The sequence below is a fragment of the Banduia mediterranea genome, from assembly GCF_031846245.1.
Taxonomy (GTDB): domain Bacteria; phylum Pseudomonadota; class Gammaproteobacteria; order Nevskiales; family Nevskiaceae; genus Banduia; species Banduia mediterranea.
The window spans coordinates 1-23,957 of sequence record NZ_JAVRIC010000018.1; the positions used below are offsets into that span (position 1 = coordinate 1).

At 63.2% G+C, this 23,957-nt stretch carries 27 protein-coding genes; 25 read left to right on the top strand and 2 right to left on the bottom strand.

All coding sequences use genetic code 11. The features are described from left to right. Window positions 1–60: 60 nt before the first annotated feature. Complete coding sequence (locus RM530_RS12355; protein ID WP_027485184.1) at window positions 61–1,068, bottom strand: DNA-binding protein; 1,008 nt, start codon at window positions 1,066–1,068, stop codon at window positions 61–63. A gap of 168 nt (window positions 1,069–1,236) precedes the next feature. Between RM530_RS12355 and RM530_RS12360 the strand changes: the two genes are divergently transcribed. The 21 genes from RM530_RS12360 (at window position 1,237) to RM530_RS12460 (ending at window position 21,702) form a co-directional block, all read left to right on the top strand. Continuing rightward, a complete protein-coding gene (locus tag RM530_RS12360) occupies window positions 1,237–2,400 on the top strand; it encodes a tyrosine-type recombinase/integrase (protein WP_063107725.1) in 1,164 nt (387 codons plus the stop codon). Next, window positions 2,397–2,705: a hypothetical protein gene (locus tag RM530_RS12365; RefSeq protein WP_063107726.1), complete on the top strand. Its 309-nt coding sequence runs from the start codon at window positions 2,397–2,399 to the stop codon at window positions 2,703–2,705. The genes RM530_RS12360 and RM530_RS12365 overlap by 4 nt, the downstream gene beginning before the upstream one ends. A gap of 61 nt (window positions 2,706–2,766) precedes the next feature. Further along, window positions 2,767–3,129, top strand: coding sequence for a hypothetical protein (locus RM530_RS12370; RefSeq protein ID WP_311365544.1), 363 nt, complete (start codon window positions 2,767–2,769; stop codon window positions 3,127–3,129). 58 nt (window positions 3,130–3,187) lie between these two features. After that, entirely contained in the window at window positions 3,188–3,592 is a 405-nt protein-coding gene (locus RM530_RS12375) for a hypothetical protein (protein ID WP_168149682.1), read from the top strand. Window positions 3,593–3,706: 114 nt separating this feature from the next. Further along, entirely contained in the window at window positions 3,707–5,494 is a 1,788-nt protein-coding gene (locus tag RM530_RS12380) for a copper resistance system multicopper oxidase (protein WP_311365545.1), read from the top strand. Further along, complete coding sequence (locus RM530_RS12385; RefSeq protein ID WP_349256234.1) at window positions 5,491–6,774, top strand: copper resistance protein B; 1,284 nt, start codon at window positions 5,491–5,493, stop codon at window positions 6,772–6,774. Before RM530_RS12380 ends, RM530_RS12385 begins: the two co-directional genes overlap by 4 nt. Window positions 6,775–6,785: 11 nt before the next feature. After that, window positions 6,786–7,895, top strand: coding sequence for a c-type cytochrome (locus tag RM530_RS12390; RefSeq protein ID WP_056763428.1), 1,110 nt, complete (start codon window positions 6,786–6,788; stop codon window positions 7,893–7,895). A 26-nt stretch (window positions 7,896–7,921) separates the two neighbouring features. Next, entirely contained in the window at window positions 7,922–8,449 is a 528-nt protein-coding gene (locus RM530_RS12395; RefSeq protein WP_395121386.1) for a DUF411 domain-containing protein, read from the top strand. Between the two features lie 45 nt (window positions 8,450–8,494). Further along, window positions 8,495–10,843 carry a heavy metal translocating P-type ATPase gene (locus tag RM530_RS12400; RefSeq protein ID WP_168149680.1) on the top strand — a complete coding sequence of 783 codons (2,349 nt, stop codon included), beginning with the start codon at window positions 8,495–8,497 and terminating at the stop codon, window positions 10,841–10,843. Window positions 10,844–11,040: 197 nt separating this feature from the next. Next, window positions 11,041–11,427, top strand: a complete 387-nt coding sequence (locus tag RM530_RS12405) for a hypothetical protein (protein ID WP_311365548.1) — start codon at window positions 11,041–11,043, stop codon at window positions 11,425–11,427. A gap of 61 nt (window positions 11,428–11,488) precedes the next feature. Beyond that, a complete protein-coding gene (locus RM530_RS12410) occupies window positions 11,489–12,799 on the top strand; it encodes a TolC family protein (RefSeq protein WP_168149678.1) in 1,311 nt (436 codons plus the stop codon). Then, window positions 12,796–14,094 (top strand): efflux RND transporter periplasmic adaptor subunit, encoded by a 1,299-nt coding sequence (locus tag RM530_RS12415; RefSeq protein ID WP_168149677.1) that lies wholly within the window; start codon window positions 12,796–12,798, stop codon window positions 14,092–14,094. Before RM530_RS12410 ends, RM530_RS12415 begins: the two co-directional genes overlap by 4 nt. After that, window positions 14,091–17,267, top strand: coding sequence for an efflux RND transporter permease subunit (locus tag RM530_RS12420; protein WP_027485196.1), 3,177 nt, complete (start codon window positions 14,091–14,093; stop codon window positions 17,265–17,267). Before RM530_RS12415 ends, RM530_RS12420 begins: the two co-directional genes overlap by 4 nt. A gap of 3 nt (window positions 17,268–17,270) precedes the next feature. After that, window positions 17,271–17,621 carry a copper-binding protein gene (locus tag RM530_RS12425; RefSeq protein WP_027485197.1) on the top strand — a complete coding sequence of 117 codons (351 nt, stop codon included), beginning with the start codon at window positions 17,271–17,273 and terminating at the stop codon, window positions 17,619–17,621. Window positions 17,622–17,747: 126 nt separating this feature from the next. Beyond that, a complete protein-coding gene (locus tag RM530_RS12430) occupies window positions 17,748–18,089 on the top strand; it encodes a hypothetical protein (RefSeq protein ID WP_168149676.1) in 342 nt (113 codons plus the stop codon). A gap of 28 nt (window positions 18,090–18,117) precedes the next feature. Beyond that, the gene (locus tag RM530_RS12435) at window positions 18,118–18,408 is read left to right on the top strand and encodes a hypothetical protein (protein ID WP_311365549.1); all 291 of its coding nucleotides are present in this window, start codon (window positions 18,118–18,120) and stop codon (window positions 18,406–18,408) included. Window positions 18,409–18,678: 270 nt separating this feature from the next. After that, window positions 18,679–18,945: a thioredoxin family protein gene (locus RM530_RS12440; RefSeq protein ID WP_168149674.1), complete on the top strand. Its 267-nt coding sequence runs from the start codon at window positions 18,679–18,681 to the stop codon at window positions 18,943–18,945. Between the two features lie 90 nt (window positions 18,946–19,035). Next, window positions 19,036–19,458, top strand: coding sequence for a heavy metal-responsive transcriptional regulator (locus tag RM530_RS12445; protein ID WP_311365550.1), 423 nt, complete (start codon window positions 19,036–19,038; stop codon window positions 19,456–19,458). 4 nt (window positions 19,459–19,462) lie between these two features. After that, on the top strand, window positions 19,463–19,723 hold the full coding sequence (locus tag RM530_RS12450) for a thioredoxin family protein (RefSeq protein ID WP_168149664.1): 261 nt from the start codon (window positions 19,463–19,465) through the stop codon (window positions 19,721–19,723). Between the two features lies 1 nt (window position 19,724). Next, window positions 19,725–20,420, top strand: coding sequence for a cytochrome c biogenesis CcdA family protein (locus RM530_RS12455; RefSeq protein WP_168149663.1), 696 nt, complete (start codon window positions 19,725–19,727; stop codon window positions 20,418–20,420). 85 nt (window positions 20,421–20,505) lie between these two features. Next, the gene (locus tag RM530_RS12460; RefSeq protein WP_168149662.1) at window positions 20,506–21,702 is read left to right on the top strand and encodes an MFS transporter; all 1,197 of its coding nucleotides are present in this window, start codon (window positions 20,506–20,508) and stop codon (window positions 21,700–21,702) included. Between the two features lie 265 nt (window positions 21,703–21,967). Here the strand turns inward: RM530_RS12460 and RM530_RS12465 are convergent, their stop codons facing one another. Beyond that, window positions 21,968–22,366, bottom strand: coding sequence for a MerR family DNA-binding protein (locus RM530_RS12465; RefSeq protein ID WP_027485198.1), 399 nt, complete (start codon window positions 22,364–22,366; stop codon window positions 21,968–21,970). Between the two features lie 40 nt (window positions 22,367–22,406). On the opposite strand from RM530_RS12465, the gene RM530_RS12470 reads away from it, so the two are divergent. From RM530_RS12470 to RM530_RS12485, 4 genes are all read left to right on the top strand, one after another. Continuing rightward, window positions 22,407–22,763, top strand: coding sequence for a mercuric transporter MerT family protein (locus RM530_RS12470; RefSeq protein ID WP_027485199.1), 357 nt, complete (start codon window positions 22,407–22,409; stop codon window positions 22,761–22,763). Window positions 22,764–22,773: 10 nt separating this feature from the next. After that, entirely contained in the window at window positions 22,774–23,061 is a 288-nt protein-coding gene (locus RM530_RS12475) for a heavy-metal-associated domain-containing protein (protein ID WP_027485200.1), read from the top strand. After that, window positions 23,051–23,266 (top strand): GDCCVxC domain-containing (seleno)protein, encoded by a 216-nt coding sequence (locus RM530_RS12480; RefSeq protein ID WP_027485201.1) that lies wholly within the window; start codon window positions 23,051–23,053, stop codon window positions 23,264–23,266. Before RM530_RS12475 ends, RM530_RS12480 begins: the two co-directional genes overlap by 11 nt. Before the next feature lie 167 nt (window positions 23,267–23,433). Further along, window positions 23,434–23,766 carry a hypothetical protein gene (locus RM530_RS12485; protein ID WP_349256235.1) on the top strand — a complete coding sequence of 111 codons (333 nt, stop codon included), beginning with the start codon at window positions 23,434–23,436 and terminating at the stop codon, window positions 23,764–23,766. Window positions 23,767–23,957: the final 191 nt, after the last annotated feature.

A 23,957-nucleotide genomic window follows, 5' to 3' on the forward strand; every position in this document is an offset into this window, starting at 1 on the left:
GGGGTCGTGCCCGGATAAGGGTAAAATTGGGTCATAAGCCTCAAACAAGGCTTACGCGTCTCACTTCTTGCCCTGTTTCTTCCGAGGCGTTGCTGGCGACTTCCGTTCGTCCAGCAGCGTACTGATACGCGACTCGGCGGTGATAGCCCGAGTTTCGAGCGACTGCATCGCCGTTCCCAAACCTTCCAATTGCCCGCGAGCTGCGGCCAGTTCGATGGCCATGCGATCGCGATCCGCGACAGCCGCGGCCAATGCCCCCAAGCGGGTATCACGCTCGGCCAGTTCACGACGGTGATGTCCTGCTTCGGTGCGCAGCTCCGCCAAACTGGCTTGTTGTCGCTCCAGTCGTTCTCGCGTTTTGACCATCTGCTGTTCTGCGCGCCGCTGGCCTTCGCGAGCTGTATCGATCTCCTGCAGCATGCGGGCTTGGGCGGCCTCCAGCCGCTCGTTCGCTGTATCACGTTCGACCTGAAAAGCCGCATCCCGGCTCGCAATCACGGCTTGGAATTCTTCGGCCTGGTCAGTTTGCGCTTGACGGATGCGTTCGATCTGTTCGGCGGTGTCGGTCTGGAGTGCGATGAGTTTCTGCTGCAGTGCCTGGCCATCCTGAAGCGCTTGATTCTTCGCGGTGGCCTCGAACTCCACTCGCGTTTGCAGCGTGGTGATCTGCTGTCGAAGTGTTTCGCACTGTTCGGTCAGTGTCGTTGAGGTCGCCAATGCGTCGTCGCGCGCCTGCGTAACCGTAGCGTGCTGCTGCTCCGCATCTGCCACGGCAGCTTCCAAAGTGCTCCGCTGTTCGGCGAACACCACCTCGCCCTGTTCGACGGCCACCACCCACAGGGCACGCATGGCGTCGGCCACAGCAGCCGGGAGATCAGCACCGAGCGCATCGGCCTTCGTACGTTCGTCCTTCCACTGCTTCAGCTCGTCATTGATCGTCGTACGGCTGCCTTGCTGGATGACGGCGTAGATCTGGTCGACGGTGATTTCGTGCGGCCGCTTCGCACCGGCAACGAGTTGGGCGGCGGCTTCACGGGTACGCTGACGGGTATCGCTGACACGGCTCATGGCAAATTCCCAGTCGCTCGGAGGGTCAATTTCGAAGGATAAGAGAATGTATATCATAGTATTACGTTATATACGTAATGATTAAATCAAGAAATTTACGATAACTCCTATAATCGAAAGTCTTTTGGCAGTACGCTGTGTTTTCCGTGGCGTCGGACATCGGAAAGCATGACTGAGCCTGCAGTGAGCCTTTTGGCGTTGCCCCCAACCTTGCCAGCCGCCCTGTCGGGAGGTGCCGGCACCAACCGCGCACCGGCCAGCGTGGCGCGGCAGATCGCGGCCAACGACGACGTGGCCGCGATCGGCCTGTGGCTGGCCGAATATCACGACTCGCCGCATACCTTTCGCAGTTACCGCAAGGAGGCTGAGCGACTGTTGCTCTGGGCCACGCAGGTGCGCGGCAAGCCGGTGTCCAGCCTGACGCGAGAGGATGTGATCGCTTATGAGGCGTTTCTTGCCCAGCCACCGGCGACCTGGTGCGACGCCGGTCTCGCCCGTCGCGGTGAGCATCGGCGACTGTTCGTCGGGCCGTTGGCCGAGCGCAGCCGCCGCCAAGCCCTGGGCATCCTGGCGGGACTGTTCAATTACCTCGTGCGCGCTGGGTATCTTGCGGGCAGCCCGTTCGTCCTGCAGCGCCGACGGGCACGCCGCGGCACCCGCCGCACGATCGAACGCTACTTGGACCGTGCCCTCTGGGAAGAGGTGCTCCGCATCGTCGACGGCTGGCCACAGACAACCGCGCGGGAACGGCAGCGCTACGAACGCGTTCGCTGGGTGCTTCGTTTCCTCTATGAAACCGCCCTGCGGGCCGCCGAAGCGGCCGCTGCCGACGAAGGGGATTTCCAACCTATCCGGGGACGATGGTGGCTGCATACCGTGGGCAAAGGCGGCGTCGAGGGCACGATTCCCCTGAGCAACGGTCTCATGGAGGACTTCGCCCGCTATCGGCGCTTCCACGGGCTGCCGGCGTTGCCCGCTAGCGACGGCAAAACCCCGGCCATTCTTGGCATCGCCGGACGGTCTTCCCCGCTGACGCCCACCGCGGTCTACCAGATCGTCAAGGACAGCTTCCGGCGCGTGGCCGAGACGCTGCAACGCCAGGATGAGATCAAAGCCACGCGGGTACGTCGCGCATCGACGCATTGGCTGCGGCATACGGCCGCCACGCACCAGGCCGAGGACGGTACGCCCATCCATCATATCCAGCAGAATCTGCGTCACAGCTCCATTGGTACGACCTCGATCTACCTTCACGCCGAAGAGGATGCACGCCATGCCAGCACCACGAAAACACGCATCGAACCATCGGTGCCCCACGGAGACGCGTCATGACTGATCCCGACGATCGCTTTGGCATGCCGGACAGTGCGTTCCAGGCCGCCCGGGAAAGCCACGGCTTGAATAGCCCGGTTTTCCGTGCGGGTATGTATGTCCCGACCCGGCAGGAAGTAGCGACCCTTTCTGCCGCGAAACTCCTCCCGATCGTGATCGATTGGATGTGGGAAAGTCCGTCGGAGCTGATTCCGAATAACGATCAGGTTGCGGACCTGCGCGCCATCCTTCTGGCACGCCCCGATGCCACCCAGCTCGAGGTGCGCGAGCTCATCGTGGCCTGTGAGGATTATTTGAAAGTGTAATGGCTGGGTCCGGGCTGGAATTTCAACTTCCGTACACACGTATGGGCCCACGCTTCCACTGTTGCGTCTGGCAACTCATCGTTGGGACAGTCACATGACTATTTCACGCAAATCGCTATGTTCGACGCTTGGCGCTCTGGCGCTGGCTTTGGCCTTCAGTTGCATCGCCGTGGCCCAGGACAGCACGCCCACAAGTGGCATGGACAAGATGGGTGCGATGCACTCGGATATGAAGGGCATGCACGGCAACATGATGGGCATGCATCAGATGCCGGCGACCGTGACGGCGGCCGATGCCAAGACCGGTATGGTCGACGTGACTACCGAAGACATGGCTTTGAAGGTGCATTTTCCACCGTCCGCCATGGCCAGCCTGAAAGCCGGTGACAAGATCACGTTGCATATGGGTTTCAGCAAGCCGTGAGGCCCCTGAACCCACCTCCAGAGTTGAGGGTGTCGGATCACACGGGTAAGCTCGCCCCATGACCTTCTCGCTGCGTCTGCTCGCTCGTTCACGTCGTCTTCGGGCGATGGGTATGCTGGCGTGGCTGATGCTGGTCATCAACTCATTGGCCGCTGCACCGATGGGCATGACGGGAGGTCCTCACTCCCATCCCATGCACGCAACGGTCGCGGCGGTCAGTGAACACTGTCACCACCATGTGGCCGTCAAGGCATCCCGATCCTGTTGCGACGATCAGGCCGGTTGCTGCGGTGGCATGACGGGACACACCTGCAATTGTGCCGCGATGTGCAGTACCGCGTTGCCACCCGGACCAGCAGTTGCCCTGATCTCGACTGCGATCACCGCCCGCTACGCCTTGCCGCTGCCCAGCAGCGCGCCTTCGTTGAATACCGCCCCTCCGTTGCGACCACCGGCGGTCTGACTCTCCCTCGTTGCTAATGAGCTTTGCGTTCGATCGTCGCGTGTCGGCGATCGCAAGCAATCGGCTGTGATCGGTATCGGTAATGTTCGATATCACCTGCCTTGGAGAGATCCCATGAACTTGTTTTCCCCGCCCCCGGCGGATCTGTCGCGGCGTCGTTTCGTGCAAGGCGTGGCCATCGGCGGTGCCGTAGCCGGCCTGGGCCTGCTGCGTCCTTCGAATGCCTGGGCGCTGACCAGCCCCGGCCAGCCCACCGTGCTGAGCGGCACCGATTTCGCACTCGATATTGCCGAAACACCGGTCAACTACACCGGCGCCACGCGTCTGGCGACCACCGTCAATGGCGGCATCCCGGGTCCAATTCTGCGCTGGAAGGAAGGCACTACGGTGAACCTTCGAGTGACCAACCGGTTACGCGTGCCGACCTCGATCCATTGGCACGGCATCATCCTGCCGTTCCAGGAAGATGGGGTGCCGGGTATCAGCTTCGACGGCATCGCTCCCGGCGAAACCTTTCTCTACCAGTTCAAGGTGCGCCAGAGCGGTACCTATTGGTACCACTCGCACTCGGGCTTCCAGGAACAGACGGGTTTGTATGGCCCGTTGGTGATCGAACCGGCCAGCCCGGATCGCCATCCGACCGATCGCGATTACGTGGTGATGCTCAACGACTGGACCGATGAAAATCCCGAGCGCATCTACGCCAAGCTAAAGAAGCAGAGCGACTACTACAACTTCGCCCAGCCCACGGTGCCGGATTTCTTTCGCGATGTGCGCGAGAAGGGGCTGGGCCAGGCCTTGGCCATGCGCAAGATGTGGAACGAGATGCGCATGAACCCGACCGATTTCGGCGACGTCTCCGGCTACACCTACACCTACCTGATGAACGGTGCGGCGCCGGCGGGCAACTGGACCGGCATCTTCAAACCCGGCGAGAAGATCCGGTTGCGCTTCATCAACGGATCGGCGCAGACGATCTTCGACGTGCGCATTCCGGGCCTGAAGATGACGGTGATCTCGGCCGATGGCCAGGACGTCGAGCCGGTGTCGGTCGACGAATTTCGCATCTCGGTGGCCGAAACCTACGACGTGATGGTCGAGCCGCAGGACGAGCGCGCGTACACGCTGTTCGCCCAGTCGATCGATCGCAGCGGCTACGCTCGCGGCACGCTGGCGCCGCGCGCCGGCATGGAAGCAGACGTGCCCAAGCCCGATCCCATTCAGTGGCTGGCCATGCAGGACATGATGGGTGCGATGGCGATGGGTGATGCCGGTCACGGGAACATGCAAGGCATGTCGGGCATGAGCGGCATGCAGGGCATGCAGGGCATGGCCGGCATGGATCACGGTGCGATGCCGGGCATGGCACCTGCGCCAGCGCCTGTGGTGCGCCACGCCCGCACCGAATACGGCCCCGGCGTGGACATGCATGTGGACATGCCGCGTACCAACCTCGACGACCCGGGCATCGGCCTGCGCGACAACGGTCGACGCGTGCTGACTTACGCCGACCTGCACACCATCGGCGGACCGATCGACGCGCGCGAACCCAGCCGGGAGATCGAGCTGCACTTGACCGGCAATATGGATCGCTTCATCTGGTCGTTCGATGGCGTGAAGTTTTCCGACGCCAAGCCGGTGCATTTCAACAGCGGCGAACGGCTGCGCATCGTGCTGGTCAACGACACCATGATGAACCATCCGATCCACCTGCACGGCATGTGGAGCGAGATGGAGAATCCCGAAGGCCAGTTCCAGGTACGCAAGCACACCATCAACGTGCAGCCGGCGCAGCGCATCACCTATGCGGTGTCGGCCGACAACCCCGGTCGGTGGGCCTACCACTGCCACCTGCTGTATCACATGGAAGCGGGCATGTTCCGCGAAGTGGTGGTGTCATGAAAATGAATCGCCGCAGCACCTCAGTCGTCCCGCTGCGTTCCGCGTTGCTGGCCGCAATATTGCTGGCGTTGCCACCGGTGGTCACGGCGCAGAGTGCACCCGCGTCCAGCAGCACATCGTCGATGGACATGAGCTCCATGCCAGGCATGGATCACGGCAGCATGTCCGGTATGGCCATGCCGGCTGCTGCGAGCAGCACGGCGAAGCCGGCAACGAAACCGCCTGCCAAGAAAGCCAGGAAGAAACCCGTCGCAGCCCCGCCGACGCCGGCTTCCCACAACATGGATGGCATGAAGGGCATGGATCACAGCAGCATGCCTGGCATGGATCACCGCGCGATGTCGGACATGCCCACGCCCGCCAAACCTGCCGCATCGGCAGCACCCGCCGGCGACATGTCGGGGATGGATCACTCGTCGATGCCCGGCATGAGCCCGGAAGCGATGCAGGGGATGGACCACAGCGGCATGGCCGGTATGGATCACGGCGCGATGCCGAAGAAGGATCAAGGCGACATGACCGGCATGGGTGCGATGCCGGGCATGACGATGGGCCCGATGCAGGGCGGGAGTCCGCCAGCGAATGCGCGCAGCTCCGACTACTCCGACGGCGTCGGCTACGGCTCCATGAAAGGCATGGACATGGCCGACAACGCACCGCTGGGCAGGCTGTTGATCGACCAGTTGGAAGCCTTCCACGGCCGCGATGCCAACGGCCAGAGTTGGGAAGCCGAAGGCTGGTACGGCAACGACGAGAACAAGCTGTGGGTACGCACTGAAGGCGAGCGCAGCCGCGGCAAGCTGGAAGACGGCGACCTCGAAGCGTTTTGGAACCACAACATCGCCACGTTCTGGAGCACTCAGCTGGGTGGCCGCCAAGACTTGGGCGAAGGCCCCAAGCGCACGTGGGCGGCCTTTGGCGTGCAGGGCCTGGCACCGTACTGGTTCGAGGTGGAAGCGACGGGTTACGTCGGGGCTTCCGGTCGTACAGCCGCGCGTCTGCGCGCCGAATACGAAATGCTCTTCACCCAGCGCCTGATCCTGCAGCCGGAAGCGGAGATCAACCTGTACGGCAAGAACGATCCGCAACGCCGGATCGGTAGCGGCGTGTCCGACATTCAGTTCGGCTTGCGTCTGCGCTACGAGATCCGTCGTCAGTTCGCGCCGTACATCGGCGTGAACTGGGTGCGTCGCATCGGCACCACCGCCGACTACGCGCGGCAGGATCATCAACCCGTTCTCGACCGGCAGATCGTGGCCGGCGTTCGCATCTGGTTTTAAGGGGAAACATCATGAAACAGCACATCAAGCATCACAGCATCACCGTCGCCGTTGTTCTTGGCGTCCTTGCCATCGGTGCAGGCGTGTTCGTGTACTCCGGCCTCTACAACATCGGGGCCGACGATCACCACACCAAGCCGGTCTTCGCGGTCATGCAGACCCTGCGCGAGCGCTCCATTCATGTCCGCTCGGAAGACCTCACGGTTCCGGATCTCAACGATCCCCAGCTGATCCTGAAAGGGGCCGGCCAGTACGCGGCTATGTGTACCCAGTGCCACCTCAAGCCGGGCATGAAGGACTCGGAGCTTCGCCCCGGACTGTACCCGCAGCCACCGAATCTGTCACAGACGCGGGTCGATCCGAAGGACGCGTTCTGGATCATCAAGCACGGCATCAAGATGAGCGCGATGCCGGCATGGGGTGGCAGTCACGACGATCCCACCATCTGGAGCATGGTCGCGTTCCTGCAGAAGCTGCCGGCCATGACGCCGGAGCAATACAAGGACATGGTGGCGAAGGCGCCGCCGGATGAAGACATGGACATGGGCGACGAAGGCGGCCATAGCCACGGTGGGGCTGCTGACGAGGACGCTCACGGTGCTGCCGACATGAAAGACATGGTCATGTCCGGCGAGGCCGGTCACAGCCATGGCGCCGCTCCAGAGGATAGCCATGATCATGCGTCGACCACCGCGCCTGCAGCCGAAACCCCGCTGTCGCTGGATGGAATGAAGCCAAAGGCGGCACCAGAGGCCGAAGCTGTGGCACAGGCGTTCCACACGGCCTTGCAGCATGGCGATCGAACGGCGGTGCTTGCCCTGCTGGCACCTGATGTCACCATCAGCGAAGGCGGGCATACCCAGACGCGTGACGACTACGCGAACGGCCATCTCGGCGAGGACATCGCGTTCCTGAAGAGCGCGAGGATCACACCCGTCTCGCTCGGTTCGATGCCGATGGGCGACACCGCGATGGTCGGCAGCGAGAGCGACATCCAAGCCATGGTCAAGGGCAAGCCGACCATGTTGCGCAGCCGCGAACTGCTCAATCTCAAGAAGGACGGCAAAGACTGGAAGATCGTCTCGATCCAGTGGCAATCCGCACCGGTATCGGGAGAATGACCGTGAAGCGAATGAGCATCTCAGCCATGAATGCAAGAAACGTTTTGTTCGCAGCCATCTCCGTTGTTTCCTTCAGCGCGCTTGGTGCCTGCACCTACCCCGTCGATGCGCAGTCCAGCCAGCCATCCTCCGCGACAATCCATGCCGCAACAGCAAGCTCACCGGCCGCATCGCTTCCAGTCATGCTGGTGCACAAAAGCGCTACGTGTGGATGTTGCGGCGCGTGGGTCGACCATATGCGTGCCGCGGGCTTCAACGTCGACGTGCGCGATGTCGACGACCTCGATTCGGTGAAGAGTCAGGTCGGCATTCCGTTCGGCAAAGGGTCATGCCATACCGCCGAAGTGGGCGGCTATTTTGTCGAAGGCCATGTGCCGGCGCCGGACATCAAGCGGCTCCTGGCTGAAAAGCCCGATGCCAAGGGCCTCGTCGTGCCGGGCATGCCGGCCGGTTCGCCGGGCATGGAGATGCCCGATGGCCGCGTCCAGCCTTACGTGGTTGAGCTGGTCGGCCGCGACGGCACGACGTCCGACTTCGCCCGCCACGGACACTGACACGTCGATCAACGTCAAGCCATTGCCATCGTCATGGGAGGATGCATGAACACCCATCATCACCACACGGGCGCCGACAACCACGGACGTCACACCCAACCCGGCGCAGTGACAACCGCGATCGATCCGGTTTGTGGCATGCAGGTCGATCCACACCAGACCGCCCATCACGCCGAACATGATGGAGTAACGCATCATTTTTGTTCGGCGCGCTGCCTGGAAAGTTTCACGAGGGATCCGGCCAAATATCTGACCCGGCGACCCGATGGTGCCCCCGTGCAGGCACCGACGGGAACGATGTATGTCTGTCCGATGCATCCGCAAGTGCGCCAGGACGGTCCCGGCATCTGCCCGATCTGCGGCATGGCACTGGAGCCGGAAATGCCAGGACTGAACGATGAGGACCATCCCGAACTGCGTGATTTCAGCCACCGCTTCTGGTGGACCTTGCCGGCAACGCTGGTGGTGCTCGTACTGGCGATGTTCGGCCACCACTTCCCCCGATTGCCGGTGGACGCCCGGACCTGGATCGAGCTGGTACTGACCACGCCGGTGGTGTTGTGGGCAGGCTGGCCCTTCTTCGTTCGATGCGTGCAGTCGGTCCGCAACCTCAGTCCCAACATGTGGACCCTGATCGGCATCGGCGTCGGCGCGGCGTTCGGCTACAGCATCGTCGCCACCCTTGTACCGGACCTGTTCCCGGAGTCATTCCACGAACACGGCCGCGTGGGCGTCTACTTCGAAGCCGCCGCGGTGATCGTCTCGCTGACCTTGCTCGGCCAGCTACTCGAACTGCGTGCCCGCTCGAAGACCTCGACTGCCCTGAAAGCCCTGCTAGGGCTGGCCCCCAAGACCGCACGCCGCCTGCGCGACGATGGCGGCGAGGAGGATGTCGAACTCAGCCGCGTTCACGTCGGTGATCGCCTGCGCGTACGCCCCGGCGAAAAGGTGCCGGTGGACGGCGAAGTCATCGAGGGACACTCCCATGTCGACGAGTCGATGCTGACCGGGGAGCCCGTCCCGGTCGAAAAGGCCATCGGCTCCAGCGTGATCGGCGCGACCCTCAACGGCACCGGCAGCCTGGTGATCCGGGCGGAGAAAGTCGGCTCGGCGACCGTGCTGTCGCAGATCGTGCAACTGGTCGCACAGGCGCAACGCTCGCGCGCACCGATGCAGCGCATGGCCGACAAGGTAGCTTTCTGGTTCGTGCTCGCGGTCCTCGCGATCGCCGTCGCGACCTTCTTCGTGTGGGGACTGTTCGGCCCGGACCCGTCGTGGACGTTCGCAGTGCTCAACGCGATCTCGGTCTTGATCATCGCCTGCCCCTGCGCGCTGGGCTTGGCCACGCCGATGTCGATCATGGTGGCGACCGGCCGTGCTGCCGGGGAAGGCGTGTTGTTCCGCGATGCCGAAGCAATCGAGAACCTGCGCAAGATCGATACCCTGATCGTGGACAAGACGGGAACCTTGACCGAGGGACGTCCGGCGTTCCACACCGCGCTCGCGGCCGAAGGGTTCACCGAGCCGGAGGTGCTGCGCCTGGCGGCCAGCCTCGATCAGGGCAGCGAGCACCCACTGGCCGACGCTATCGTCGCGGAAGCCCGCCGTCGTGGCCTGACGCTGGAAACACCGGCGAGCTTCGAGTCGTCCACCGGTATTGGGGTACGCGGCCAGGTGGGAGGCGCCGCCCTGGCGATCGGCAATACCGCGCTAATGCACGAGGTCGGGGTCGATGCCTCGGTTCTTTCCATCCCGGCCGAGGAGCTGCGCCGGGCCGGCGCCAGCGTGATGTACCTGGCGGTCGATGGCGCCCTGGCCGGCCTGCTCGCGGTGGCCGACCCGATCAAGACCACCACCGCAGGAGCCATCGCATCGCTGCACGATGCGGGCCTGAAAATCGTGATGGCCACCGGCGACGGCGTCACCACGGCCCATGCGGTCGCCCGCACCCTAGACATCGACGAAGTCCATGGCGAGGTCCGTCCAAAGGACAAGATCGACCTCGTGCGACAGCTGCAAGCCAAGGGGCACCGGGTGGCGATGGCTGGCGACGGGATCAACGACGCCCCCGCGCTTGCCGGCGCCGATGTCGGCATCGCCATGGGTACCGGTACTGACGTGGCGATGTCGAGCGCGCAGGTGACGCTGGTGAAAGGCGACTTGCGCGGCATCGTGCGGGCACGCTCGATCTCCAACGACACCGTTGCCAACATGAAGCAGAACCTGGGCTTTGCGTTCCTCTACAACGCGCTGGGCGTACCGATCGCGGCCGGCGTGCTGTACCCCCTGACGGGCCTGTTGCTCAGCCCCATGATCGCCGCTTTGGCGATGAGTTTGAGCTCCGTGTCGGTGGTTGCCAACGCATTGCGGCTGGGCCAAAAGCGGCATGGCTAAGATGACCAACGTTGGCGACGCGAGTGAAGACCGCGGTGATCAAGATACCGCCGCGGAACGCGCTCGTTGCAGGGTCATGCCGAGAAATTGCCGCGGCTGTCGTGACCGGAAATGGCGGCGTGTACCCCACGTTCATTTGACCGGAATCAATTGAACCCGACGGGGGCCTCTGCTAAGATGCCCATGTGAAGCGATTCATGCGACCAACTCGACGTATCCGCTTGCGGCTCGTGCTGCTGGCGGTGCTGTCGCTGCTGTTCCAGCAGGTTGCCTTGGCGTCGTATGCCTGTTCGGCCGTGGATATGCCGGTCTCGAACGTGGGCATGGCGATGCATTGCGACGGCATGCCGATGGCGCATGGCCAGCAGAATCAGGCGCTATGTCCGGCACACTGCGCGCATCAGGCGGTGGCAACCCAGGACGCGCACGCGCCTACGGTGCCGCCCTTGGTGATGCCCGCGCTGCTCCCGGCCCCGATCGTGCTTGCGACATCGCCGGCCATCTATGCAGCGCGTGAGCACACCGCAGCGTGGCGACTATCGGGCATCCCGCCCGCGCTGCGTTTCCGCGTCCTGCTGATTTAGACCTCCCGACGTTCCACCGCGGCGGCATGGGCCACCGCGGACGATCGTTTGCGGAGGTTTTATGCGTTTTCTTCCCGCTTGGCGGCGCCTGCGCGCGTCGCGGCTTCTGGTTGTCATTTCGTTCGCGCTGATCGCGCTGCCGCTGCACGCGGCAAGCGACGACACACCTTTGAGTCTCGCTGCGGCAACGCAAATCGCAGCCGTACGCGCGCCACAAGTGCAAGCGCAGTTGCTGCGCGAACAGGCCGCACGACATGACGCTGCGCGCGCCGGGCGTTTGCCCGATCCGCAACTGACAGCGGGTATCAGCAACCTCACCGCGACCGGCCCGCAGGCTTTCAGTGCCTCGGCCGACAGCATGACCATGCGCACCATCGGTCTGATGCAGGAAATTCCCTCGCATCCCAAGCGCGAAGCCGAGAAGGCAGTCGCGAATGCCGGTGTGCAGCTTTCGGCTGCCGATGTCCTCACGGTGCGGCTCGCCGTCAAGCAGGCGACCGCCGGTGCGTGGGTACGTCTGTGGGCGGCGCAAACCGAGTGGAAACAGCTCCAGGATTTGCATGAGCAGTTCGCTCTTGCAGTCCAGCTCGCCAAAGCGAGGCTCCGTGGCGGCCCCGGCAACGCGACCGATGTGCTGGCGGCACGTGCCGCCGTCGTCGAACTCGACAACCGGATCACCGCGGTGGATGCGGAGATCGCCGCTGCGCGCGCCGCGTTGCAGCGATGGCTCGGCGACGACGCCGGTGGCGCACTGGCGGAGGCGCCTGATTTCTCGACGCTGCCTGCCCCTCCGGCGCAACTACTGCACGACCTGGATCGACAAGGCCCGCTGCTGGGCTGGGGCGCACGCGAGGACCAAGCACAAGCGCAGCTCGACTTGGCCAAGGCCGGCAAACGCCCGAACTGGAGCGTTGGCGTGGTGTACGGCAGTCGTATCCACCTTCCCGACATGATCGGCATCGAGGTCGGCGTCAGCCTACCGCTGTTCCCCGGCAACCGGCAGGACCAGGACATCAGCGCGCGCTACGCAGAGCGCGACGCGGTGAAAGACGAGCACGAGGATGCACGCCGCGCGCAGCGCGAGGCGGTTGCAGCGGGCCTTGCCGCGTGGCAAGGCTATGACAAGCAGGTCAACACCTATCGCGACCAGCTGCTGCCGTTGGCCACGGACCGTTCACGCACTGCGCTCGCGGCGTATCGCGGCGGCGGCTCGCTGCAGCCGTGGCTGGAAGCGCGTCGCGATGAAATCGACACGCGCGTGGCCTATGCGCAGGCGCTCGCCGCCTGGGGCACGGCCTGGGCGCAACTGGCTTATCTGCTCCCGGAGCAGAACCTGCCAAGCGTCATCAATTTGCCGGAGCAACTGCCATGAACCGAACCATTACCAACCGTGTTGTGGCGGCGGTTGCCGCGTTGATCCTGCTGGTCGTAGCCGGCGGCATTGGCTACTTGATTGCGCGACAGTCCACGCCCACTGCGCCGAGCAGTACCGCCGCGACGTCGCCATCGTCGGGCAAGAAAGTCTTGTACTGGTACGACACGATGGTGCCGCAGCAGCATTTCGACAAGCCGGGCCTGTCGCCGATGGGCATGCAGATGGTGCCCAAGTATGCCGATGATGGTGGACCCAAGGATGTCATCCAAATCGATCCCACCACCGTGCAAAACCTCGGCGTGCGCACGGCACTAGTCGAGCGGCGGGTGCTGGCTTCGGCCATCAGGGTGCCCGGTACGATCACCTGGGACTTGCGCCAGGCCAGCACGATCAGCGCGCGGGTTGATGCGGTAATCAGCAAGCTTGATGTGCGCGCGCCGTATACCGTGGTCGCTGCCGGCGCACCGCTGGCGCAGTTGCTGGCGCCGCAATGGAACAGTGCGTTGGCGGAATATCGCGCGCTGGAGCAGGCGCGGTCCGCCGACGCGCGCGAGCTGCGCTCCGCAGCGCGGCAACGGCTGCAGGTGTTGGGGCTGACAGCGGCGGATATTCAGTCGTCGCGTCATGGCGCGGATGCGGCGATCACACTGCACGCCCCGCAAGCGGGCGTCGTCACGACACTGGATGTGCGTGAAGGCCAGCGCGTCACTGCAGGCCAGACCCTGATGACCTTGAACGGTCTGTCCACCGTGTGGGTCGAGGCGGCACTCCCGCAGGCGGTGGCCGGCACGGTGCGCAGCGGCACGCCGGTGGGGGTCACGGTCGATGCCCTGCCGGGTCGGTCGTTCCACGGCACCGTGGAAACCTTGCTGTCGGACGTGGATGCGGTGACGCGCACCCAGCGCGCCCGCATCGTGCTCGACAATCCCGACGGTGCCTTGAGTCCGGGCATGTTCGCTACCGTGCAACTCAACCCGACTCCGGACGTGGCCGTACCGGTGGTACCGGACGACGCGCTGATCGCGACGGGCACCCACACGCGAGTCATTCTCGCCGAGGGAGATGGCCACTTTCGTGCCGTATCGGTGCGCATCGGGCGGGCGGCCGGCGGCTATACGGAAATTCTCGATGGCCTCGCGGGTGGTGAGAAAGTCGTGGTCTCCGGCCAGTTTCTGATCGATTCCGAAGCGAGCCTGTCCGGTGCGCTGGAGCGTCTGAATGACGCCCCCACCAAACCGGCGCCGGCCACGAGCGTGCCCATGCCGGGCATGCCGATGGGAGACCGACCATGATCGCCGCCCTGATTCGCGCGGCGATTGCGCATCGCGTGTTCGTGCTGTTGGCTGCACTGGCCTTGGCCCTGATGGGCATGTTCTCGGTGACGCGCACGCCGGTCGACGCGCTGCCCGACCTGTCTGACACCCAGGTGATCATCCGCACCAGTTACCCGGGCCAATCGCCGCAGGTGGTCGAGGATCAGGTCACCTATCCATTGGCCACCACCATGCTCTCGGTACCTGGCGCGACGACGGTGCGCGCCTTTTCGTTCTTCGGCGACTCCTACGTCGATGTGTTGTTCGATGACAGCACTGACTTGTACTGGGCACGTTCGCGTGTGCTGGAGTACCTGAGCCAGGCGCGGGATCGCCTGCCGGCCGGAGTCACGCCTGCCCTCGGCCCTGATGCCACGGGACTCGGCTGGATCTACGAATACGCGCTGGTGGATCGTACCGGTCAGCACGATCTTGGCCAGTTGCGTGCGCTACAGGACTGGTTCCTGCGCTATCAGCTCAAAACCGTGCCGAATGTCGCCGAGGTCGCCACTTTGGGCGGCATGGAGCGCGCCTGGCAGATCGTGCCCGATCCGCAGGCGCTGGCGGCGCGCGGCGTCACCGTGGCGCAGCTGGTCGATGCGGTACGCAGCGCGAACGGCGCCAACGGTGGCTCGGTGATCGAACAGGGCGAAGCGGAACTGATGGTACGCAGCGAAGGCTATCTGAAGAGCCGCGCGGACTTCGAGAACGTGCCGATCACCACCAACGCCGGCGGTGTGCCGGTGCTGCTGCGCGATGTGGCGACGGTGCGGCGGGGCCCGACGTTTCGCCGTGGCATTGCCGAGCTGGACGGGCAAGGTGAAGTGGTCGGCGGCATTATCGTGATGCGCACGGGCAAGAACGCGAAGGCCACCATTGCCGCCGTGAAAGCACGGCTAGCGGAACTGCAGCGCAGCCTGCCGGCCGGCGTCGAGATCGTGCCTACCTACGACCGCTCGCAGCTGATCGACGCCGCGGTGGAGAACCTGTGGAGCAAGTTGTTCGAAGAATTCCTGGTGGTGACGCTGGTCTGCGTGTTGTTTCTGGGGCACCTGCGCTCGGCGCTGGTGGCCGTGATCACGCTGCCGCTGGGCGTGTTGGTCGCCTTCATTGCACTGCATCTGCAAGGCGTCACGGCGAACCTGATGTCGCTCAGCGGTATCGCCATTGCGATCGGCGCGATGGTGGATGCGGCGATCGTGATGATCGAGAACGCGCACAAACATCTGGAACATTGGCGTGACGCGAACGACGGACGTGAACCGCAAGGTGCGCAGCGGTGGTCGCTGATTGCCGAGGCCGCCGCCGAGGTGGGGCCCGCGTTGTTCGTCAGCCTGTTGATCATCGCGCTGTCGTTCGTGCCGGTCTTCGCGCTGCAGGGGCAAGAAGGCAAGCTGTTCAAGCCGCTGGCCTTCACCAAGACCTACGCGATGGCGGCAGCGGCTGGGCTGGCGGTGACGCTGGTGCCGGTGCTGATGGGTTATTTGATCCGCGGGCGCATCCGTGCCGAGCGCGACAATCCGCTCAACCGGGGTTTGATCCATGGCTATCGGCCTCTCCTCGAAGCCGTGCTGCGCTATCCGAAAGCAACCCTGGTGCTGGCCGGTGTGCTGCTGCTCACCGCGGTCATTCCGATGACCAAGCTCGGCAGCGAGTTCATGCCCGCGATGGACGAAGGCACATTGCTGTACATGCCCACTGCACTGCCGGGGCTGTCCGCCGGCAAGGCCTCGCAGTTGCTGCAGTTGACCGATCGCATGATCAAGACCGTGCCCGAGGTTGATCATGTGTTTGGCAAGGCCGGGCGCGCCGAAACGGCCACCGATCCGGCGCCGCTGGAAATGTTCGAGACCGCGATCACCTTCAAGCCGAAGGACCAGTGGCGGCCCGGCATGACGATGGACAAGATCAAGGCGGAACTGGACAAGGCGGTGCACGTGCCGGGGCTGACCAACCTGTTCGTGCCGCCGATCCGCAACCGCATCGACATGCTCTCCACCGGCATCAAGAGCCCAATCGGCATCAAGGTGCTGGGTACCGACCTGGCTACGCTGCAGACTGTGGCCGATCGGATCGAGACGGTGGCGAAGACCGTGCCCGGTGTCAGCTCAGCGATTGCCGAGCGCCCGACCAGCGGCCGCTACGTCGACGTGCACATCCGCCGTGATGTCGCCGCGCGCTACGGGTTGACCCAGGAGCGCGTGCAGCAACTGATCGCAACCGTGGTCGGTGGCGATCCAATCGGTCAGACCGTCGAAGGGCGCGAACGTTATCCCATCGTGGTGCGCTACCCGCGTGCCGAGCGCGATTCCATTGGAGCGCTGCGGCAGTTGCCGATCGTCGCAGCCAACGGTGCGCAGATTACACTTGGCCAGATCGCTGACATTGCCGTTGAAGCAGGACCGTCCATGCTGAAAAGCGAGGGCGGGCAGCTGGCCACGTATGTCTACGTCGATACGGCCGGCAGCGATTTGGGCACGGTGGTGGCCAACCTGCAACGCGCGGTGGCGCAGCAAGTCAAATTGCCGCCGGGTACGACCGTGGCGTGGTCCGGTCAGTTCGAATACCTGGCCAGTGCCATGGAAAGACTCAAGGTGGTGGTGCCGATTGCGCTGGTGATCATTTTTCTATTGATCTATGCCGTTTTCCGACGCGTGAGCGAAGCGGCGCTGATCATGGCCAGCGTGCCGCTGGCACTGGTCGGCGGTCTGTGGTTGATCTGGTTGCTTGGTCATGCGGTGTCGGTGGCCACGATCATCGGCTTCATCGCGCTGGCCGGAGTCGCCGCTGAATTCGGCGTGGTGATGCTGCTGTATCTGCACCATGCCTGGGAGCACCAACTTGCGCTCGATCCCCACGCCGGCCCAGAAGCGCTGGACGAAGCGATTCGCGAGGGTGCCGTGCAGCGCGTGCGCCCGAAGGCAATGACTGTCGCGGTCATTCTCGCCGGTCTGTTTCCCATCCTGCTCGGCCATGGCGCCGGCTCGGAAGTGATGCAGCGCATAGCCGCCCCGATGATCGGCGGCATGGTCACGGCACCCTTGCTATCCATGCTCGTTATACCCGCGGCGTACCGCCTGCTGGTTCGTTATCGGCTGCGTAAAGCCAGCAAGACAAACGCCACACTTCACTCCAACCCACAAGGAAACTGACCCATGAAAAAGCCATGCATTACCCTCGCGATCACCGCTGCGCTGTTCACGGCTCCGGTGTTTGCCAACCCTCAGCAGATGGATCCCAACATGCCGGGCATGGCTGGGATGCATGAAGCCACACCCGCCGATGTGCAGGGCGTGGGCGTGGTCAAGGCGGTCGACACCACCAAGGGCACCCTCACGCTGCAGCATGAGGCGATTGCCGCCATCGGCTGGCCGGCCATGACGATGCCGTTCAAGGTGGCTTCGCCGGAGCTGCTGACGCACGTGAAGGTGGGCGATAAGGTGCAATTCACTTTCCATCAGGCCAGCACGGGTAGCACGGTGACGGCGATCCGTCCGGCACGTTGACAGACCACGTCGCCGGCTGGCCCCAACTGTCGAGGGTCAGCCGGCGGTCGTGAAAGCAGTACCGCCACGCACGTTATGCGTGCGCCTGGCGGTGTTTGTTGTGGTTGTCATTTTTGGAGAACGACCATGAAATCGTTTACTGCTTGTCTCAGCCTCCCGCTGCTGCTCGCGGGCCTTACCATTGGCCGCATCGCGTACGCGACCGATTCCTACACTGATGGCTGGGTTGGCCATGTGGATGGCCCGCGTTTGGATGTCTGTTATCGAGTCACGCCACTGCCAGCGGTTGGTGCGCGACTGGAGGTCCTGCGGACATCCTTCGTGGTTCCAAACAAAGGGCAGCCCCGCCAACAGTTCGCGGTGGCGGGGTATGCCACGGTAACGTCGATCATCGACGCGCATTGCGTACGTGCCGAGCTGACCCAGGGCACGGCGAAGCGGACCGATCACGCGCGGCGCGCGGACTGAGCGGACGCGACGACAAGGCCGCCAAGGCATGCTCCGCGACGGCCCAAAGCGGAGCGGCCAGGGCGTGGATACAACATCCAGCCGATGCGCTTCACCGGCGCGTCATGCCTGTCCGTCCTGCCTGCCGCCATTTCAGCAGGCATGCAACGAGGCGATCAACGGGCAGGACACGCTCACTAAGGGAAAACCCTATTACAGCGAAAGGAGAAGCGGATCCGTTCGGATCGATGAAATTCTCTCCGCGCATAAGGCACGGGCCACGCTTGAAGACAGTTTAGCTTCGATGGGCGAGTTGGTGGAATTTCGCCAGGAGCCGTAGGCCCTATCGCGCATCGTTCGGAGAGTGCCTTCCGCCATCGATGCGTGGAGCCCGCCTATCACTCAGAAGAACGTTTAGGTGTGTCTGTGGGCGCGTTGTAGTGGGTCCAGAGAAGTGATGGTACCTACGGCAGGAGCATCCAATAAAACCTCTTGACTCTGGGGTTAACTTGAAGGTTTAGCCTGTGACTATCGCGATATGGCCCGACAGCGGTTCGCCCCGCTGCCGCGCCGAGAGAGTCGAGGGCGATAGCCATTCAAGGAGCAAACCATGAACACGAAGCGCAAAGTGGAAGTATTCAGTGCCGGCTGCGCAGTCTGCGATGAGGCAGTTGCGCTGGTCGAGCGTGTGGCCTGTTCGTCCTGCGAGGTCACCGTGCACGACATGAAGGACATCAACGCCGCCAAACGGGCAAAGACCCTTGGCATTCGATCGGTGCCAGCCGTGGTCATCGATGGCAAGCTCGCGGCCTGCTGTGAAGGACGCGGGATCGACGAAGCGATCCTGCGCGTTGCGGGTCTGGGTCGGTCCTTATAACCGGTGGGTGACCAGCCGGAGCGTCGCCGAAAGGCTCCTCGGCCGGTCACCCCTTATTTCTTTGAATTGCCCATCACTATCGAGATCATCATGTTCACGATCGGCAAACTGGCCGGCCTCGCCACCATCAGCACCGAGGCCTTGCGCTACTACGAGCAGGAAGGGTTGATCGTGCCGGATGCGAAGAGCGACGCCGGCTACCGGCTCTACCGCCCGGAGTCCTTGCAACGCGTCGGCTTCATTCGTCAGGCGCAGCAATGTGGTTTCACGCTGGCCGAAATTCGCGAGCTGCTGGCATTGCGATCTGAGCAGGCCGCATGCTGCGGGGACGTGCGCCGACTTGCCGTCGAAAAAAAGTTGCAGATCGAAGGCAAGATACGGCTCATGAAATCAATGTCGAAAGCACTCGACAAACTGATCAACGATTGCAGCGAGGAAAGTCATCCCGTCGTCGAGTGCCCGATCCTCGCTGGGCTGGAAAAAGCCAACATTGCAACGACGGCCGGCCGATGACTGCATGAAGCTCGAACTTTTCTACTCGCCTGGCTGCGCCCGCTGTGCCGAGGCGCGCGCTGGCCTCAAGGTCGCTGCATTTGAGATCGTCGCGGACTTGGACTGGCGGGAACTCAATGTGCTCGATGAGCTGGACTACGCTGTGGAATTGGGCGTTCTGACGCTGCCGGCGGTCGCCATCGACGGCGAGCTTGTCTTCACATCGTTGCCCACCCGACGGCAGCTCTGTGCAGCGCTTTCCGAACGCTGCAAGGAAGTGAATTGACGTGGACGTCGACTCGCTTCGCCTCGCTCTTGAACATGCGGGTATAGCTGCCGTCGTGACCAGTTTTCTTGCGGGCCTAGTTTTCAGTTTCAACCCGGTGGCGATGGCTGCCATCCCGGTCTCGCTGGCCTATGTGACCAAAGCCCGCACGAGCCGGCAGGCGTTCGTCTTCGCCGCCATGTTCATTCTCGGGATGATCGTGATCCATGTCGTGCTCGGCCTCGTCGCCGGGTTCGGCGGCTTGGGCGTGCAGAAGCTGCTGGATCGCAAGTGGGGCGTGCTGATCGGTCCGGTGCTGATCGTACTCGGACTGATGTGGCCGGGATGGCTACGCATTCCGCTGCCTGCATTCACCTTCAAAGTGAAGCGCCCGAACAGTTCCTTCGGCGCGTTCCTTCTGGGCATCCCTTTTTCAATCGCGATCTGCCCGATATGCACGCCGGCGTTGGCCGTGCTGTTGGGGGTGGTAGCAAGTCTCGGATCGCCCTGGTTTGGCGCACTGCTGTTGCTGGCCTTTGCATTGGGGCGTGCCGTACCGCTGGCCGTGGGTGCGTGGTCGCTGGGCTGGCTGGAGAACCTCCGGTTCGTCTCGGCCTACCGTCGTGTCTTCGAAATTGCCGGTGCGGCGACCCTCATCGCTACGGGGCTGTACATGCTCAATGCGTACTTCTTCTGGTTACCGGCTTTGGCGAGCTGAATTGACGTCAAGGACACGAGCTTCCCGTAGAGCGAACCAGACAGCCCATCTCGAATGATTTGATTGCGCACATAGGCGAAACCTGATGCTGACCACAAGCGACGAACGCGAACGCCTGCTCAGGGCGCTTGCGCTGGCAACCTTTATCATCTTTTTTCAGGCTTACATGGTGGCGCCGATCATTCCGGTGCTGTCGACGAGCTTTGGAACGTCCATCCAAGCGATTGGCGTGATTGTTCCCGCTTACCTCATCCCTTACGGCGTGGCGACGCTGGTCTTTGGTCTCCTTGCGGATCGAATCGGCATTCAGCGTCTCATCTTTGCGTCGCTGGCTATGTTCGCGGTGCTTACGGCACTCACCGCAGGCGCGCAATCGATCGCGCAGCTGACCCTGTGGCGTACCCTGACCGGCCTGGGTGCCAGTGGCGTCGTGCCGCTCGCCGTGGTGCTCATCGGCAGCCTGTATCCGTACGAACAACGTGGACGGCCCCTCGGCTGGCTGTTCGGAGCAATGGCCGGTGGCATGGCTTTCGGCTCGACTTTCGGTGCCGTGCTGGAGCCTCTGCTTGGTTGGCGCGGCCTCTTTGTTTTGGTCGCCTTGGCCGCCGTGGGTGTGTTCGTGGTGCTGCTGCTCCGCCGTTCACTTATTTCGTCGAGGAGGAAGGCTGTTCCCGAGACGATGGGAGAGCTATTCCTCGGATATCGCGATCTCATCGGCACTCCGCGGGGGCAGCGCACTTATGGCTATGTTTTCGTCAATTCGATTTTTCACTCTGGCGTCTTCACGTGGCTCGGTGTCTATTTCGAGCAGCGTTACGGTCTTGGCCCGGTAGGGATTGGTGTAGCCCTGCTCGGCTACGGGATTCCTGGTTTCTTGTTCGGCCCGCTGATCGGCCGGGCCGCCGACCGCTGGGGGCGCGCCAGGTTGTTGCCCATCGGGCTTGGGTTGGGTGCCCTAGGTGCAGCTACCCTGATTTTCAACGGTCCCCTGATACTCGCGATTGTGGCCGTGACCGTCCTTTCTCTCGGCTACGACATGACGCAGCCCCTCTTCGGGGGCATCGTCACCGCGCTTGGAGGAAAGCGCCCGGGACAGGCGATGGGCTTGAACGTCTTCGCACTATTCGCTGGATTCGGCGTGGGTAGCCTCCTGTTCGGCGAGGCGCTTCGGCTTGGGTTCGGGATGGCGCTTGGCATCTTCGTCATGGTTCAAGCGCTGGCGACCGCGCTGTCCATCGGATGGTTCAGCGCGGAGGTTCCAGTCAACAGAGTCAACAGCTAGCCCGCCAGCGCAAAACCCACGGATATGGATCGAATACATATCCTTGATCACTGGTCTGTTGGCGGGGCCGCGTCGCTTAAACGGCTGCTCCAGCGGGGGAGTAGAGATTGGGAAGCCACGGTTCGGTGCCATCTGGCTCGTAACAGAGTGCCAAGATACTTTCTTCTTCGCTTTTCTATTCCTCATCGGCCCACTGGCACGTGTCCGAAGTTTCATTTCAGAGGTTCGCACCACGCCGTACGCAGACGTCACAGGCCGATAAGCGCTACGTCTGATGCAAAAAATTCAAGGTCGGGCAATGCTCCCCACGCGGCGCATGCGCGCAGTCGTCGGCGAGCTGCATAAGTTCCGTTTCCAGCCGCTTCAGATCCTCCAGCTTGCGGCGCACATCGAGGAGTTTGTGTTCGGTCATTCGACGCGTCTGCTCGCAGGCTCGTTTGCCCTTGAGGTGGAGAAGTCCGGCAATCTCGTCCAGCGTGAAACCCATGGTCTTGGCGCGTCGAATGAACTGAAGACGCGCCAGATCCTGGTGTTCATAGCGACGCACACCGCCCAACGGGCGCTCGGGCTCACGCAGCAGGCCCACCCGCTGGTAGTAGCGCACGGTCTCGATGTGGACGTCGGCGGCCAGGGCCAGCCGGCCGATGGTGAGGGCGGAAGTCATGCTTGACTCCGTAGTTGGGTACGGAAGTTAGTATGCGCTCATGAATACGTTACCAGCCAAATCGTCGCTACCCGCCGTGATCGTCGCGCTGCTCGCGGCGATCGGGGCATCCGTGTGTTGCGTGGTACCGCTGGTGCTGGTGTTGCTGGGCATCAGCGGGGCGTGGATCGCCTATCTCACGGCGCTCGATCCCTGGCGTCCATGGTTCATCGCGGCCACTTTGCTTAGCCTTGGTCTCGCGTTCTGGACGCTGTATGGGCCATGGTCGCGTTGCCGCACCGAGGGCACCTGCGTCGAGCCGACGGTCTTGCGGCGGCGGCGGTTTTGGCTGTGGACAGCCACCGTGCTGACCGTGCCGTTGTTGCTGTTTCCCTATTTCATTGGCTGGTTTTTGTAGGAGACGAACGATGCGTCAGTGGCTATTCGTAATGGTCGCCATCTTGGGGCTGGGCATGGCTCATGCGGCAACACCCACCACGGCCGTGCTGCATGCGGCGAACATGACGTGCCCGAGCTGCAGTGTGACGATCAAGAAAGCCTTGAGCCGCATAGCGGGTGTCACGAGCTCGAAGGTCGATCTCAAGGCCGAGACTGTCACTGTGACGTTCGATGCCGATCGCACGACGGAGTCGACACTGGCGCGCACGGTTACCGAGGCGGGTTTTCCGGCTACGGCGCAAAACCATGGCGGTTGAGCCCATCCTGCAGAGCACGCTGACGTGCCCGCATTGCGACCATCAGGCCACCGAGACCATGCCGACCGACGCCTGCCAGTTCTTCTACGACTGTGAGGGCTGCGGCGAATTGCTCCGGCCCAAGGCGGGCGACTGCTGCGTGTTCTGCTCGTACGGCAGCGTGCCGTGTCCGCCGATCCAGCAACAGAAGTCGTGCTGCGGGTAGACCATCCTTCATAGGGGTCAAACGGTGCCGGTAGGGGGTTGTCTGAATTCATCACGACCGGCGCCCAAGTGAAATTGTCTAACAGCGTGGCTGTCGTATAGAATCATGGGATGTATCGGTCTGCGCCATCACTGCTGACTCGCCTGCGCCGCCACCGCGGATTGTGGGTGTTGGCCGTGGCCGTGTTGCTGATCAAACTGGTCAGCGGATCGATCTGCGTGGCCGATGGACCGGGAGCGCGATTCGCGTCGGCGACCGCTGCTGCCCCGACCACCCTGTTGGCGGACACCGCCGTCAGTTCGGTATCGGCTGACGATGCGAACTCCTGTCTTCTGGGTGAAGGGCGCAGTTGCCACTGTGCCTGTGCCCATTCGGTGACGTTCCCCGTCAGCGCATCGCTTCCCATCGCCATGATGGAAGCACGCTTCGCACCGCTCACCCTCCATTCGGGATTCACGCCGGCCACGACCGGCCCGCTGCTGCGCCCTCCGATCGCCTGAAACCGCTCCGTTACGCGACGCCACCGCCGGTGCAGTTCGTCGCTTCGTGACCGTTTTCAGGAGATCGCTTCATGTCTGTTTTTCGTTCGGTGCCCATCGGCGCCGTGTGTCTGTTGTACGCGGCGATGCTCAGTGCCGCGCCCGTATCCCCTTTCTCCCCACCGGTAGCTCCCCTGCCGACATCGTTGTCG

What these genes read in the sequence shown, in the direction of transcription:
- RM530_RS12460 (WP_168149662.1), top strand. Translation starts at nt 20,506, where the DNA reads ATGCTGACCACAAGCGACGAACGCGAACGCCTGCTCAGGGCGCTTGCG.
- RM530_RS12415 (WP_168149677.1), top strand. Translation starts at nt 12,796, where the DNA reads ATGAACCGAACCATTACCAACCGTGTTGTGGCGGCGGTTGCCGCGTTG.
- RM530_RS12365 (WP_063107726.1), top strand. Translation starts at nt 2,397, where the DNA reads ATGACTGATCCCGACGATCGCTTTGGCATGCCGGACAGTGCGTTCCAG.
- RM530_RS12360 (WP_063107725.1), top strand. Translation starts at nt 1,237, where the DNA reads ATGACTGAGCCTGCAGTGAGCCTTTTGGCGTTGCCCCCAACCTTGCCA.
- RM530_RS12420 (WP_027485196.1), top strand. Translation starts at nt 14,091, where the DNA reads ATGATCGCCGCCCTGATTCGCGCGGCGATTGCGCATCGCGTGTTCGTG.
- RM530_RS12445 (WP_311365550.1), top strand. Translation starts at nt 19,036, where the DNA reads ATGTTCACGATCGGCAAACTGGCCGGCCTCGCCACCATCAGCACCGAG.
- RM530_RS12380 (WP_311365545.1), top strand. Translation starts at nt 3,707, where the DNA reads ATGAACTTGTTTTCCCCGCCCCCGGCGGATCTGTCGCGGCGTCGTTTC.
- RM530_RS12430 (WP_168149676.1), top strand. Translation starts at nt 17,748, where the DNA reads ATGAAATCGTTTACTGCTTGTCTCAGCCTCCCGCTGCTGCTCGCGGGC.
- RM530_RS12385 (WP_349256234.1), top strand. Translation starts at nt 5,491, where the DNA reads ATGAAAATGAATCGCCGCAGCACCTCAGTCGTCCCGCTGCGTTCCGCG.
- RM530_RS12435 (WP_311365549.1), top strand. Translation starts at nt 18,118, where the DNA reads ATGCTCCGCGACGGCCCAAAGCGGAGCGGCCAGGGCGTGGATACAACA.
- RM530_RS12475 (WP_027485200.1), top strand. Translation starts at nt 22,774, where the DNA reads ATGCGTCAGTGGCTATTCGTAATGGTCGCCATCTTGGGGCTGGGCATG.
- RM530_RS12450 (WP_168149664.1), top strand. Translation starts at nt 19,463, where the DNA reads ATGAAGCTCGAACTTTTCTACTCGCCTGGCTGCGCCCGCTGTGCCGAG.
- RM530_RS12480 (WP_027485201.1), top strand. Translation starts at nt 23,051, where the DNA reads ATGGCGGTTGAGCCCATCCTGCAGAGCACGCTGACGTGCCCGCATTGC.
- RM530_RS12470 (WP_027485199.1), top strand. Translation starts at nt 22,407, where the DNA reads ATGAATACGTTACCAGCCAAATCGTCGCTACCCGCCGTGATCGTCGCG.
- RM530_RS12405 (WP_311365548.1), top strand. Translation starts at nt 11,041, where the DNA reads ATGCGACCAACTCGACGTATCCGCTTGCGGCTCGTGCTGCTGGCGGTG.
- RM530_RS12440 (WP_168149674.1), top strand. Translation starts at nt 18,679, where the DNA reads ATGAACACGAAGCGCAAAGTGGAAGTATTCAGTGCCGGCTGCGCAGTC.
- RM530_RS12395 (WP_395121386.1), top strand. Translation starts at nt 7,922, where the DNA reads ATGAATGCAAGAAACGTTTTGTTCGCAGCCATCTCCGTTGTTTCCTTC.
- RM530_RS12375 (WP_168149682.1), top strand. Translation starts at nt 3,188, where the DNA reads ATGACCTTCTCGCTGCGTCTGCTCGCTCGTTCACGTCGTCTTCGGGCG.
- RM530_RS12410 (WP_168149678.1), top strand. Translation starts at nt 11,489, where the DNA reads ATGCGTTTTCTTCCCGCTTGGCGGCGCCTGCGCGCGTCGCGGCTTCTG.
- RM530_RS12465 (WP_027485198.1), bottom strand. Translation starts at nt 22,366, where the DNA reads ATGACTTCCGCCCTCACCATCGGCCGGCTGGCCCTGGCCGCCGACGTC.
- RM530_RS12390 (WP_056763428.1), top strand. Translation starts at nt 6,786, where the DNA reads ATGAAACAGCACATCAAGCATCACAGCATCACCGTCGCCGTTGTTCTT.
- RM530_RS12355 (WP_027485184.1), bottom strand. Translation starts at nt 1,068, where the DNA reads ATGAGCCGTGTCAGCGATACCCGTCAGCGTACCCGTGAAGCCGCCGCC.
- RM530_RS12425 (WP_027485197.1), top strand. Translation starts at nt 17,271, where the DNA reads ATGAAAAAGCCATGCATTACCCTCGCGATCACCGCTGCGCTGTTCACG.
- RM530_RS12400 (WP_168149680.1), top strand. Translation starts at nt 8,495, where the DNA reads ATGAACACCCATCATCACCACACGGGCGCCGACAACCACGGACGTCAC.